The organism is Ensifer sp. ENS08 (assembly GCF_014852195.1).
In the GTDB taxonomy this organism is placed as follows: domain Bacteria; phylum Pseudomonadota; class Alphaproteobacteria; order Rhizobiales; family Rhizobiaceae; genus Ensifer; species Ensifer adhaerens.
Window position 1 is genome coordinate 151,397 of the sequence record NZ_JACVBF010000015.1, and the last position, 13,447, is coordinate 164,843.

Here is a 13,447-nt window from a genome sequence, read left to right on the forward strand (position 1 = left end):
GCGGGGCCGGGCGGCATCGTCAGCGATGTGGTCTGTCTTACCTTGTCAGGCGTGCCATCTTGCCCGAGGTGGTGGCGCCGATTTCACCGAAAACCTTGACCAGAGCTGCGGCATCTTCCGGCGACTTGTAGTCGGCTGTGCTGCTGGCGCATCGGCTGAGCACCGATTTTCCCTGGATCGGCGCCATGAAGGCGATGGTGAAGACGCGAATGCCGGCGTCCTTGGCATCTTGGCACGCCTGGAGCGTTGCCGTGTCGGATTTGGAATCCTGGGCTTTGTATTTGTCGAGTTCCGGTTCCGGCTTTGGCGCCGCCGGGATGGTCAACGCCTTTCCTTCGAAATGTGTGTTCGCCCCATCGGTCATGAAGACGATGTACTTTTTCGGCGTCAGGCCGTTGGATGCCGTGTGCGCGTCGTTTTCGCCCTTGAGCTTCAGATCCGTGACGGCCTTGGCGAAGGCGCCGCTCGAATCCGTGCCGCCGTTCGCCTCCAGGTTCTTGACGTAGGTACTGGCCTTCGTCGTGCCCCAGGCCAGTTTCTCTTCCGGGAAGATGGAGCTGCTATAGGAAACAGCGCCGACACGGACATACTTGTTGTCGGGGTCCATCTCGGTGAGTGGCTTCAGCAGCGTCTCAACCGCGGATTTCAAGGTCGTGATCTTGTCGATCATGCAAGGGCTGGTCTCAGAGATGCTCTTGCCCCAGTTCTCCGCCGTCCAGTTCTTGCACTTGGTGCGCTTCTCGTCCTTCACATTCGTCACGAAGGCCATCGAGCCCGAGCGGTCGAGCACGAGATACATCGACATGGCGTTCTTGGTTTCCGTCGCGCTCTCGGCAACGGCTACCGTTTCCAGATTGACGGACTTCTGTCCGAGCAACCGCGTCATGGGGTTGAGCTGAATTGTCTGCTTGTTGACGATCGTGACCTTGAAGGCCTTGTCGCTCTTGCCGACAGTCGTCATGACGATGTCGACCGTCGGCTGAACCTGGGTCTCCGTCGGGTCGGTCACGCCGCCCGCGGAAGCGCTGCTGGTGCCCGGGTCGCTGCCGCCGGCTCCACCGGGCAGATCGGTCGAGCTTGCGCCCGACTGCGCCTTCAGGAAGTTCAAGGCGATTTCCTTGGCCTTCTCGGTCGCCAGGGTATCCTTGTTTGCAACGAGTGCGGACGCAGCCGCAAGTGCTGCCGCGTCGGCTGCATCCTGCATCTGGTTTTTCGTCGTCATCATGGTGGCCAGATCGACGGCGACGCCGCCGGCTGCCAACACCAATGGCGCCGCGAGTGCTGCCATGATGCCAAAATTGCCACCCCGGTCCTTGAGCATAGCTACGAAGGACCGGCCTACCGTGTATCGTCTTCCCATCTTTGCACACCCCAAAGGAACACGTTGCAAGCTTGGGGGCATCAATAGCGGCGATGGCTTACGATATCGTTCCGGCAATCCTTGCAATTTTAATGGATTGCCGGAAAACCGGTTGTTGTAAGGGGTTCTGCGGCACCCTGTCTGTTCCGAAGCGGGAATCGGCCTGTGCCAAATCGGGTCACGCTACCGGAATGACGTCGACCGCCTGTTTCGTCGTTTGGCTGCCGTAGCTTTTCAGGACCCCGATGACGGGCGCGACATCGCCGTAGTCGCGGCCATGGCCGACGACGATATGGTCGGTTCCAGCCGGAATATTGTTGGTCGGATCGAGTTCGAGCCACCCACCGGTTGTGCCGCACCAGACGCGCACCCAGGCGTGCATGGCATCGGCCCCCTCCAGGCGCTCCTTGCCGGGCGGAGGGATCGTCCTTAGGAAACCGCTAACATAGCCGGCAGGGATGCCGAGGCTTCTGAGCGCTACGATCATGACATGGGCGAAATCCTGGCAGACGCCGCGCTTGAGCTTGAACGCTTCTGCCGGCGTCGTGTTCACGGTTGTCGCCTCGCCGTCATAGGCGAAGTCGCGATGGATGCGGTCGCACAATGCGACGGCGATCTGGCGCACGGTCATCGTGTCGGTAATGGTGTCACGCGCGTAGGCGGCAATGTTGGCGACCTCGGGCAAGAGTGGGCTCGGGCCGGCGAAGTGATGCGGCGCGTCGGCATCGACGGACCAGCAGGCCGCAAGCTCTGCCGGCAGGCCGGTGAGGTCAGGGGAGAAGTCCGCGGTCAGGGCCTGTGCTTCCACCTGCACTCGCGCCTGCATGCGGATTGTCAGGTCGGCATGCGAGGTGCGAAAGAGGATCGACGTAAACGGGTTGGCGAAGAAGTCGATGCTCTCGGTACGTTCGGCCGGCATGGGATGGCAGCTGAGCGAGCCGACGACGAGACGCTGGCGACCGGGCAGCGTCGCCGGCAGCACGCGCACGAGGTGGCGGCCGCCGGACACCGGCACTTCGTAGTCATAGATGATCTTCAGGCTGATGTCGTAAAGCATGGCTAGCCGAGATAGGTGCGCGCGAGCAGATCGGACAGGCTTTCGAGATCCCGCTCCAACCGATTGTAGACGCCGAGGTTCATGGCTTCCGGTGTCATCACCGCCAGGCCCGAATGCAGCCGCATCGCCTCGCGGTAGAAGGAGGACATCTGGCCGTTGACGAAGGCGTTCGGCAAGAGCTCGACCTCGGTCTTGATCTCATTCAACTGGTAAAGCACCGAGCGCGGATTGAGCGGATCGAGCGCCAGGAGGTCGGTGACCGTCAAGGCGGCGGTGCTGACATTGTAGCGCCGGCGATGGGTCATGACGCTGTCGCCGATTTCGAGCAGCATGTCATAGGCGCCATCGGGCGCATCCGGCCCCGACATGTGGCCGAGCAGCCGGGTCATGTGCAGGCCGCGCTCGATATAGCGGCCGATCGAAAGAAAGCGCCAGCCGGTGAAGCGGTACATGTTTTCATGCACGAGACCGGCAAAGCCGGCGAGCTTGCGCAGGAGCACGGTGATCGCGCGGGTCGCGTCGTCGCCGGCCTGCACCGTCGCGTGGAACTTGCGCGCCGTCTGCGACAGGTCGTTCAGTGCCAGCCAGCCGTCTGGCGAGAACCGGTCGCGGATGTTGCCGGCGCTGAAGAGGGCGCTTGCGATATTGGCGAGCAGGCTGTCGGGCACCGGCTGGCGCGCATCGATGTCGAGGGCTGCGAGATAGTCGCCGACATCCTTAAGGAGCGGCAGGTCCGGATCGGCGGTTTCGGCGAAGCGGCCGTGCCAGGCGCGCAGGATGCGCAGCGCCCCTTCCGCACGCTCGATATAGCGGCCGAGCCAGAAGAGATTGTCGGCCGCCCGGCTCGGCAGGCTTCCCGGCATGTTGCGGGTGAAACTTTCCTCGGCCGGAAGCAGCGTCGTGCGCTCGACCGGTCGATCGCTGACGATCCAGACATCGGCGGCGGTGCCGCCCGCCTGCATCGCGATCGCGGCGACATCGTCGCCGGAGCCGATGCGGGCAAAGCCCCCTGGCATAATCTGCCAGCCGTCGCGGGTGCGTGCCGCAAACACCCGCAGGCTCATCGGCCGCGGCGTCAGCCGCCCGCGCACCCAGGCAGGGGTGGTCGAGAGCGTGACCACCTCCTGGCCCACGAGCTTGCCGCCCTCGGCGCTAAGCCAATCTGCGATCGAGGCTCGAGCCTTCTCATCAAGCGTACGGCCGAGTACCGACTGGCCATTGTCGTCGAAGAAAGGGCGGGTCTGGTAGGCGGGGCCGATGACCATGCGGTCGAGGTTGGCGGCGACCTGTTCGCGTTCGGCGCCCTGGCCGCACCACCAGGTGGCGATCGAGGGCAGCTTCTGTTCCTCGCCCAGCAGATGGCGGCAGATCGCCGGCATGAAGGCGAGGAAGGCGCGGGTTTCGACGATGCCGGTGCCGAGCGCGTTCACGATTGAGACCGAGCCGGCCCTGAGCGCCTCGACAATGCCGGGTGTGCCGATATGCGAGGACTGATTGAGCTCGAGCGGATCGGCAAAGGCCGCGTCGAGACGACGCCAGAGCACGCCGATGGGCTTGAGGCCGGCGACGGTGCGCACCATCACCCGGCCGCCGATCACGGTCAGATCCTCGCCTTCAAGCAGCATGAAGCCCAGATAGCGGGCGATATAGGCATGTTCGAAATAGGTCTCGTTGGCGATCCCCGGCGAAAGAACGGCGATGCGGTCGTCCGGGTGCAGTCGGCGGCTCTGCAGCGTGTCGCGGAACTCGCCAAAGAAGCCGGCCAGCCGGTGGACGTGGCTTTCGGCATAAAGATTGGAGAAGGCACGCGTGGTCGCGACCCGGTTCTCCAGGGCGAAGCCGGCGCCCGAAGGTGCCTCGGTGCGATCGGACAGGACCCACCAGTTACCGTCGGGGCCACGGCCGATCTCGAAGGAGACGAAATGCAGGAAGTGGCCGTCGGCCGGTTTCACGCCGACGAGAGGGCGCAGGAACTCCGGATTGGAGGCGACCAGCGCCGGCGGCAGCAGCCCTTCGCGCACCAGCCGGTTCTCGCCATAGATGTCGGCGACCACCTTTTCCAGAAGTTCGGCGCGCTGCACGAGGCCTTGCGAGACGTGCGCCCATTCCTTTTCGTCGATCAGAACCGGAATGTGCGACAGCGGCCAGCTTCGCTCGGAACTCTCCTTGGCGCCATAGACGCGATAGAACACGCCGGCGTCGCGCAGATAGCGGTCGGCGCGCGCGAAGCGGTTGGCAAGTTCGGTCTCGTCGAGCCGCCCAAGCGTCGCGAGCAACCGCTGCCAGACCGGGCGGACATTGCCCTCCTGATCGAGCATTTCGTCGGCAATGCCCGGTAGGGCACGGTAGCCGAAGACCGGATCGTCGTCGGTGCCCGGATGGTTTGCGGCCGCTGTCTGCTTCTTCGGCATTTACGCTCCTGGTGGACGCCTGAGATCAAGCGTCATCGGGAATTCCGTCGACGGGCTTTCGGGGCGCAGCGGATAGCCTCCCGGCGTATGGCCCCAAGGCTCGAACCGCGCCAGGCGCCGCGCCTCCGCCTCGTTGCCGTTGACCGGAAACGTGTCGTAGTGGCGCCCACCCGGGTGGGCGACATGGTAGATGCAACCGCCGATCGCCCGATTCGACCATGTATCATAGATATCGAATGTAAGGGGAGTGTTGACCGGTAGCACCGGGTGTAGCCCAGAGGCCGGCTGCCACGCCTTGTAGCGGACGCCGGCCACCGCCGTGCCATTCGAACCAGTGCGTGTGAGCGGCACGGGCCGACCGTTGCAGGCGACCGTATATCGCTCGGGATTGGCGGTATCGAGCTTGACCTGCAGCCGTTCGATCGAGCTGTCGACATAGCGCACGGTGCCGCCGATCGCGCCCTGTTCGCCCATCACGTGCCAGGGTTCGAGCGCCTGGCGGATTTCGAGCTTTGCACCCTCGTATTCGACCTCGCCGCAGAAGGGGAAGCGGAACTCGAGCTGGGCCTCGAACCATTCCGGCTTCAGATCGAAGCCATGCGCCCGGAGATCGGCGAGCACGTCGAGAAAATCCTGCCAGACGTGATACGGCAGCATGAAACGATCGTGCAGCGCGGTGCCCCAGCGCACGAAGCGACCGTCGACCGGGTGCTTCCAGAAACGGGCGATGAGGGCGCGCACCAGCAATTGCTGGGCAAGCGACATGCGGGCGTTCGGCGGCATCTCGAAACCGCGGAACTCGACGAGGCCGAGGCGGCCGGTCGGCCCGTCAGGCGAAAACAGCTTGTCGATGCAGATCTCCGCCCGATGGGTGTTGCCGGTGACATCGACGAGCAGGTTGCGGAACAGCCGGTCGACGAGCCAGGGCAGGGGCGGCGGCGTTGCAGAGCCCGGCATCGGCACCTGCGCCAGGGCGATTTCGAGTTCATAGAGCTGGTCGTGCCGGGCTTCGTCGATACGCGGCGCCTGCGAGGTCGGGCCGATGAAGAGGCCGGAGAACAGGTAGGAGAGCGAGGGATGCCGCTGCCAGTGCAGCACCATGCTTTTTAGCAGATCCGGGCGGCGCAGGAACGGGCTGTCATTCGGATTGGCGCCGCCGACGACCACGTGATTGCCGCCGCCGGTGCCGGTGTGACGGCCGTCGATCATGAACTTGTCGGCACCGAGCCGGCTCTGGCGCGCCTCCTCGTAGATCGCCGTGGTGATATCGACGCAGTCCTGCCAATGGGCGGCCGGATGAATGTTGACCTCGATGACGCCCGGGTCCGGCGCAACGCGGATGACGTTGATGCGCTCGTCCTGCGGCGGTGCATAGCCCTCGATGTGCACGGGCAGGCCGATCGCAGCGGCAGCGCGCTCCGCAGACGCGATCAGATCGAGATACTCCTCGACGCTTGTCGTCGGCGGCATGAAGACGCAGAGCCGGCCGTCGCGCGGCTCGACGCTGATGGCGGTGCGCACCAATCCGGCGATCTCGTCGCGCGGCGCCGGGAGCGGCGTTTCCGGAACTTCCGAGGCCTGGAAGCGTGCATGCTGCGTGCGGGCGCTGCTTTCGCTGAAGTCCGGCAAATCGTCGCGCGGGACCGTCGGATCGACCGGATGGATATAGGGGTAAGCGGAGGGCGCGACATAGGGTAGGGCGCCGAGCGGAAGGCGATAGCCGACGGCGCTGTCGCCGGGAACGAGGAAGATGCGGCCACGGCGCGTCTGCCATTTCTCGCTCATCCACTTCACGCCGGTGGCGCGCGCGTTCCAGGCTTGCACCGGCAGAACATAGCCGGTCGGCGCCGTCAGGCCGCGCTCGAACACGCGGGCCATGCGGCTGCGCTCCTCGGGATCCTTCAGCTTGGAGTTGGCAGGATCGACGTTGTCGGGGAGGTTTGCCTCCTTCAGCAGCCAGTCGGCCGGGTCTTCGAAGGCCGGCACGACCATTTCGGTCGGCACGCTCAATTCGCCTGCGACCAGATGCAGCAGGCGTTCGGCATCCGCTACCGTCACGTCGTGGCGGCCGGTCTCCTCGGCGATCAGGTCCGGCCGGCGCCAGATCGGCACGCCGTCCTTGCGCCAGTAGAGGGAGAAGGTCCAGCGCGGCAGGGTTTCGCCCGGATACCATTTGCCCTGGCCATAATGCAGGAAGCCACCGGGGGCGAAGCGTTCGCGCAGCCGGCGGATCAGTGTGTCGGCCTTCTCGCGCTTGGTTGGTCCGACGGCCTCCGTGTTCCATTCCTCGGACTCGAAGTCGTCGATCGAAACGAAGGTGGGCTCGCCGCCCATCGTCAGGCGGATGTCGTTTTCCTCAAGCTCCCGGTCAACCTTCCCGCCGAGTGCATTCAGCGCATCCCAGCTTTCGTCGGAGAAGGGTTTGGTGATGCGCGGGTGCTCGGTGACGCGCCTCACCTTCATGTCGAAAGCGAAGTCGGTGCGGGTCTCGGGATCGCCGAAAAATTCTCCGGAGATCGGCGCGGCGTTGCGGTAATGGGGCGTTGCGGCAAGCGGAATGTGGCTCTCGCCGGTCAGCAGGCCCGAGGTCGGGTCGAGCCCGACCCAGCCGGCACCGGGCAGGTAGACTTCGGCCCAGGCATGCAGGTCGGTGAAGTCGTGGTCGGTGCCGGAGGGACCATCGAGGGCTTTCAGATCCGGCGTCAGCTGAATGAGATAGCCGGAGACGAAGCGGGCGGCGAAGCCGAGATTGCGCAGGATCTGTACGAGCAGCCAGCTGGAATCGCGGCAGGATCCTCTTGCCGATGTCAGCGTCTGCTCCGGGTCCTGCACGCCCGGCTCCATGCGGATCACATAGCCGACTTCCTTCTGCAGGCGTGCGTTGAGCCCGACGACCATGTCGATGGTGCGCTGGCGGGAACGGTCGACCGTTGCCATGAAGGCGGAGAGCGCCGGGCCGAGCGGCTCCGGCGTCATATAGATCCGGAGATCGTCGCTGAGATCCTCGGGGTAGGGGAAGGGCCAATGCTCGGCCTCTTCCTCGACGAAAAAGTCAAAGGGGTTGTAGACGGTCATGTCGGCGACGAGATCGACTTCGATTTTCAGCTCGCTCACCGGATCGGGAAAGACGAAACGGGCGAGGTAGTTGCCGTAGGGGTCCTGCTGCAGGTTGACGAAATGGTTGCCGGGCGAAACCTTCAGCGAGTGGCTGATGACCTTGGTCTTGGAATGGGCAGCGGGCTTCAGCCGGATGATCTGCGGCGAGAGCCTTACGGGACGGTCATAGATGTAGTGGGTCAGGTGATAGATACTGGCCTTGATCGACATGCCGGATTTGATCCCCTTCGTGGCGGGTCTGACGCCCCCCATCGCCACGAAGTTTGTGCAATGCAAATCGAGAATGCAAGCGCGAAAGCGCCCGCAGAAAATCAGGGCGGCGCAACGCATTCGCACGCCCGGACGGGCGTGCGAAACATTGGCCATCCTCGGTCAGACGATCGGCGGATTGATGCGGGCAAAACCCTCCTGGCGGTAGTAGGGGAAGTAGGGGTAGGCCGGCGTCGTTCGGCTCGCCGCGTCGAGTCGGGCGATCTGGTCCGCTGACAACGACCAGCCGACGGCGCCGAGGTTCTGGCGAAGCTGCTCCTCGTTGCGGGCGCCGATGATGACGCTCGAGACCGTCGGGCGCTGCAGCAGCCAGTTGATGGCGATCTGCGGGATCGTCTTGCCGGTTTCCTCCGCGAGCTGGTCGAGCACGTCGACGACATCGTAGAGCTTCTCATCATCGACCGGTGGGCCGAAGGCCGCAGTGTCGTGCAGGCGGCTGCCTTCGGGCCACGGCTTGCCGCGGCGGATCTTGCCGGTGAGACGCCCCCAGCCGAGCGGGCTCCAGACCAGAGCGCCGACGCCTTGGTCGGCGCCAAGCGGCATCAGTTCCCATTCGTAGTCGCGTCCAACCAGCGAATAGTAGACCTGGTGGGCGACGTGGCGCACGAGGCCGTGCTTCTCCGAGACAGCCAGCGATTTCATCAATTGCCAGCCGGCAAAGTTCGAGGCACCGACGTAGCGCAGCTTGCCGGCGGCAACCAGACTGTCGAGTGTCGAAAGCACCTCCTCGACCGGCGTTCCCGCGTCGAAGGCGTGCAGTTGCAAAAGGTCGATGTAGTCGGTGCCGAGCCGCTTCAAGGCATCGTCGACGCCCTTGACGAGACGCGTGCGCGACGTGCCGGCGTCGTTCGGTCCGTCGCCCATCGGCAATGCCATCTTGGTGGAGAGAAGCACGGCATCACGCCGGCCCTTGATGGCCGCGCCGAGCACGCTCTCGGACGCACCGTCGGAGTAAACGTCTGCGGTATCGAAGAGATTGACGCCGGCTTCGAGCGAGATGTCGATCAGCCGCCGGGCTTCCGCGGCGTCGCTGTTGCCCCAGGCGCTGAAGAGCGGCCCCTTGCCGCCAAAGGTGCCGGCGCCGAAGCTCAAGGCAGGCACTTTCAGTCCCGATGATCCAAGCCGTCTGTATTCCATGTCGTCAAACTCCTCGTTGGTTTTGTCTTTGCGAGAGCGGAAGTCCGCTCGCCCACCAGGAGAAGGTGGTATCGCGGCCATTTGCGATGTAGACCGGATGAAAGAACATCATTTGTGAGTTGAAGTCACATGTCGCGCTTGTCTATCAACCGTTCGGGGGAGATGGCGGTTTTCGCCAAGGCGGTGGAGCTCGGCGGCTTCTCGGCCGCGGCAAAGGTCTGCTGCATGACACCCTCGGCCGTCAGCAAGCTCGTGCAGAGGCTGGAGGAAAGGCTCGGCGTCCGGCTCATCAACCGCTCGACGCGGCGGCTGCAGCTGACGGCGGAAGGCTGTGCCTTCTATGAACGGGCGGTGCGCATCCTTGCCGATATCGACGAGGCGGAGCGCGAGGCGGGTTCAGGCGAAACGCCCGAGGGCCGCGTGCGGCTAAACGTCAGCGCTTCCTATGCGGTGCACGTGCTGATGCCGGTGCTGCCGGAGTTTCTCTCGGTCTTTCCATCGGTCTCGCTCGATATCCTGCAGACCGACGCCGTGGTCGATCTGATGGCGGAGCGGGCCGACATCGCCGTGCGCGCCGGTCCTCTGAAGTCTTCGAGCCTGATCGCCCGCAAGCTCGGCAGCACGTCGATGACGATCGTGGGCGCGCCGTCCTATCTTCAACGGTTCGGCATGCCCGAGAGTGTCGGCGACCTCGAAGCGATGAACAGGCTGAGCCATAGCTATGCGCGTTCGATCGATGGCTGGCCGCTCCTGTCGAACGGGGAGCCTTTCACGCTGGCGCCGACGGAGCAGGTCCGCGTGAGCGACGGCGAGGGTTTGCGCCAGCTTACGCTCGCCGGTGTCGGCCTGGCGCGACTGCCCACGTTTACGGTCAAGGAGGATATCCGTTGCGGCCGGCTGACGGCGGTCGCCGAGCACTTGAACCCGGGCGACATCGAGGCCTTCCATGCGGTGTTCCACGGGCAGGGTGGAGCCCTGCCGGCGCGCGTGCGGGTGGTACTTGATTTCCTGGCTAAGCGCGCGCGGATTTCATCGCCTTGAACGGCTGGTGCGTCGCGTCGGCCGGCTGGCCGCAGACGCGATTGCGGCCCTCGGACTTGGCGCGATAGAGCTCGTTATCGGCAAGTTCGATCAGGTGCTTCCAGCCACCGTTCGCGCTGCGGCCTTCGGCCACGCCGAAGCTGGCGGTGACGTTCAGCTTCCGTCCGTCGGCAAGGACGATCGGTTCGTGCGCGAGGTTGATCCTGATCCTTTCGGCAAGGGCAAGGGCGGACTCGATGCTGTCGCCGGGCGTGATCACGGCAAACTCCTCACCGCCGAAGCGGGCGACGAGATCGGAATTGCGCACGGAATTGCGGATGATGCGGGCGGTTTCCTGAAGCACGATGTCGCCGATCAGATGGCCGTGGGTATCGTTGATCTGCTTGAAATGGTCGATGTCCATCAGGATCAGACAGGCGTCCTGATCCTTTCCGTCCGTGTCTTCCGCGCCGCCGATCAGCTCCAGCGCGCGGCGGTTCAGCAGGCCGGTCAGTTCGTCGGTTTCCGCCTGGCGTTCGAGATGCTGCATCAGCAGCGTGCGCTCGTCGAGGCGCTGGCGCAGAATATCGATCGCATCGAACAGGCGTCCCATTTCGCCTTCTCCACCCTTGCCCTGAAGGCGCGCGATCGGGCGATCATTGGCAAGCTCGATGATGCTGTGGCGCGCAAGAAGCAGCGGTTCGAACACCAGCGATCGGGCGCGCCGCATCAAGATCAGCAACATCAGGAAGAGCGAGAAGGTCGCAAGGCTCGCCACGGCGAGCTTGATCGACGCGCGGGTCTTGTTGGCGGACAGGCGCTCGACGGTCGAATCCATGAAGGCGCGACGCAGATCTTCGAGCGGTTTCATCTTCGGGACGAAAAGGTCGGTGAGCTGTTCGGCGGTCATCGGGTAGTCGCCCGAGCGTTTACCGACGGCGACGATGTTGTCGATGATTGCAAAACCTTCCGCAAAGAACTCGCGGTCGATCTTGGCGAGATCACCGATCTTCGACGGATCCAGGCCTGGAAGCGCGCCCGGCTTGCCGACGATCGCCCAGACCTCCTGCAGCCTGCCGCGCGTGCGCTCGCTGTCGGCCAGATTCTTGATCGCGAGCGGCTTGCCGACGGCAACGGGCGCCATGACGTGCGAGCCGAGGCGACCGCCGTCCTCACGCAGATTGGCAAGCATCTGGGCTGCAAGGGCAATGCCCGCAAGGTTCGGGTCGGTGTTGGTCAGGCGCTGAATGTTCCAGTCGATCGCGGGGCGAAGCGCATCGATCACGCCGAACATGGCCTCGATCGTCGCTTCGATTTCGGCAAGGTTCCGCCGTTCCGGCGGAAGGGCCGCAATGCGATCGACTTCCGCACGCGCAAGCATCAGCCGACGATGGACCTCGACCAGGATGGGCGAAAGCGCGCCGGCCGGTTCGGAGCGGCTGGCATTGTCGATGTCGGCGGTGATCTGAGCCAGTGCCGCGTCGCTGCGGGCACGAAACTCCGCCAGCCGCGCCTGGACGGTCGAGCCGGGCGCTACGCCAAGGCCGAGCACACCGTTGGACGGGCCACGTTCGGCCGAGAGGTAGTTTGCGGCGTCGAGGACGCGGCAAAAGGCCATGACTTCCGTCAGGTTGCGGCGCGCGACGACAAAGTCGCTATAGGATGCGGCGATGATTTCGGTCGCAAGAATGCCCGTGCAGGCAACGACGATCGCCACCAGCCATTGGAGCTTGCGTCGCAGGGCCTTGGCCGTACCCGCTTCCCCTACGCCCATCTGAGGGGACGCATAGGTGCTGCCCTTATTGCTCATTTGCGCGAAGTTGCTCCACTCATGTCGCCGCCCGTCTGCTCGACAATCGCGACAAATTCTTGCCACCCGACAAGAAACCCATCCGAAATCAGTGTGCTTGCCGCCCCTGCTATCGTATAAGATGTTAAATAAGCTTGAAATACCCTGAAATACTAGGGGCTAATCCGCAACCGAGGGATGCGCTCGGCGCACGGCAGACCCCAGCTTTGCGGCCCCCGTATTCGCTTTCCGGTCCATGATCGCAATAAATCCTGCCCGCCTTCTTGCCGAAAGCGGGCCTGGACTTGGTTGGTCGTCATTTTACTTCAGCAACTCTTCACGGCAACGTGATCTGTGCTGCGGCGCTAAAGCGCCGCGCGTCTTATCAGACGGGTTAAGGTCGCTGTAACACTTTGATTTTCTGCAAGTCTGTTCCCTTACGTCGAGGACGATTTAAGGAGACATGCAGTCGTCTCAGCGCTTCGGCCCGACCAGTGCGAAGAGGGCGCCCTGCGGGTCGAGCGCCTGAACGATCCAGGCGCCTCCGGGGACCTCCATCGGCTCCAGCACGATCTTGCCGCCGCCAGCCTTGATGCGTTCGATGGCGGCATCGATGGCCGGTACGTTGATGTAGTAGAGCCAGTAAGGCGCGGGCACTTCCTTCGGCTTGGTCATCATCCCGCCGATCGGGGCGCCGCCATGGGCGAAGATCTGGTAGATGCCCATTTCGCCCATGTCCATGCCCTGGTCCTTCGTCCAGCCGAAGAGTTCGGAATAGAAGGGAAAGGCGGTGTCGAGGTCGCCCGAGGCAAGCTCGTGCCAGCCGATCAGTCCGGGGGCCATCGGGTCGGTGACCGGCGGCGGATCGCCCGTACCCTTGAAGATCGAGAAGACCGCGCCGTGCGGATCGGTGACCACGGCGAAGCGCCCTATCCCCGGGATATCGTCCGGCGCCCGGTGCACCTTGCCGCCCTTGGCGGTGATGCTGGCGGCGCTCACATCGACATCGTCGACGCCGACATAGCCGAGCCAGGCGGGCGGCACGTTCATTTCGAGCGCGCCTTCCGGCATGGTCATCAATCCCGCCACCGGAATCTCGCCGACGTTGAACAGCGTGTAGCTGATGCCGGCCATGCCGGCATCGCTGGCGGCCCAGCCGACCACGTCCTTGTAGAACGTCTCGGCGGCCGCCATGTCGGTGGTCATCAGTTCGTACCAAACGAATTTGCCGTGATCTGCCATTGCCTTCCTCCGGTTTGCTCTGGCGCGGCGTATCTGGCGCCACT

At 64.2% G+C, this 13,447-nt stretch carries 8 protein-coding genes; 1 reads left to right on the forward strand and 7 read right to left on the reverse strand.

All coding sequences use genetic code 11. The features are described 5' to 3' along the window. Nucleotides 1–37 precede the first annotated feature (37 nt). The 5 genes from IB272_RS26165 to IB272_RS26185 form a co-directional block, all read right to left on the reverse strand. The gene (locus tag IB272_RS26165) at nucleotides 38–1,402 is read right to left on the reverse strand and encodes a pilus assembly protein TadG-related protein (protein WP_348646819.1); all 1,365 of its coding nucleotides are present in this window, start codon (nucleotides 1,400–1,402) and stop codon (nucleotides 38–40) included. Nucleotides 1,403–1,538: 136 nt separating this feature from the next. Continuing rightward, nucleotides 1,539–2,417, reverse strand: a complete 879-nt coding sequence (locus IB272_RS26170) for a transglutaminase family protein (protein ID WP_192445417.1) — start codon at nucleotides 2,415–2,417, stop codon at nucleotides 1,539–1,541. Nucleotides 2,418–2,419: 2 nt separating this feature from the next. Continuing rightward, nucleotides 2,420–4,828: a circularly permuted type 2 ATP-grasp protein gene (locus IB272_RS26175; RefSeq protein ID WP_060517588.1), complete on the reverse strand. Its 2,409-nt coding sequence runs from the start codon at nucleotides 4,826–4,828 to the stop codon at nucleotides 2,420–2,422. After that, nucleotides 4,829–8,155, reverse strand: coding sequence for a transglutaminase family protein (locus IB272_RS26180; protein ID WP_192445418.1), 3,327 nt, complete (start codon nucleotides 8,153–8,155; stop codon nucleotides 4,829–4,831). Nucleotides 8,156–8,317: 162 nt separating this feature from the next. After that, on the reverse strand, nucleotides 8,318–9,352 hold the full coding sequence (locus IB272_RS26185) for an aldo/keto reductase (RefSeq protein WP_034786838.1): 1,035 nt from the start codon (nucleotides 9,350–9,352) through the stop codon (nucleotides 8,318–8,320). Between the two features lie 129 nt (nucleotides 9,353–9,481). Here IB272_RS26185 and IB272_RS26190 point away from each other — a divergent pair, with 129 nt between their 5' ends. Further along, nucleotides 9,482–10,393: a LysR family transcriptional regulator gene (locus IB272_RS26190; RefSeq protein WP_060581288.1), complete on the forward strand. Its 912-nt coding sequence runs from the start codon at nucleotides 9,482–9,484 to the stop codon at nucleotides 10,391–10,393. Here IB272_RS26190 and IB272_RS26195 read toward each other — a convergent pair. Then, entirely contained in the window at nucleotides 10,365–12,182 is a 1,818-nt protein-coding gene (locus IB272_RS26195; RefSeq protein WP_192445419.1) for a GGDEF domain-containing protein, read from the reverse strand. The genes IB272_RS26190 and IB272_RS26195 overlap by 29 nt on opposite strands. Before the next feature lie 453 nt (nucleotides 12,183–12,635). After that, complete coding sequence (locus IB272_RS26200) at nucleotides 12,636–13,403, reverse strand: VOC family protein (protein WP_060581290.1); 768 nt, start codon at nucleotides 13,401–13,403, stop codon at nucleotides 12,636–12,638. Nucleotides 13,404–13,447: the final 44 nt, after the last annotated feature.

Coding starts and splice junctions, on each gene's coding strand:
- IB272_RS26180 (WP_192445418.1), bottom strand. CDS start 8,155: ATGTCGATCAAGGCCAGTATCTATCACCTGACCCACTACATCTATGAC.
- IB272_RS26190 (WP_060581288.1), top strand. CDS start 9,482: ATGTCGCGCTTGTCTATCAACCGTTCGGGGGAGATGGCGGTTTTCGCC.
- IB272_RS26165 (WP_348646819.1), bottom strand. CDS start 1,402: ATGCCCCCAAGCTTGCAACGTGTTCCTTTGGGGTGTGCAAAGATGGGA.
- IB272_RS26195 (WP_192445419.1), bottom strand. CDS start 12,182: ATGAGCAATAAGGGCAGCACCTATGCGTCCCCTCAGATGGGCGTAGGG.
- IB272_RS26200 (WP_060581290.1), bottom strand. CDS start 13,403: ATGGCAGATCACGGCAAATTCGTTTGGTACGAACTGATGACCACCGAC.
- IB272_RS26170 (WP_192445417.1), bottom strand. CDS start 2,417: ATGCTTTACGACATCAGCCTGAAGATCATCTATGACTACGAAGTGCCG.
- IB272_RS26185 (WP_034786838.1), bottom strand. CDS start 9,352: ATGGAATACAGACGGCTTGGATCATCGGGACTGAAAGTGCCTGCCTTG.
- IB272_RS26175 (WP_060517588.1), bottom strand. CDS start 4,828: ATGCCGAAGAAGCAGACAGCGGCCGCAAACCATCCGGGCACCGACGAC.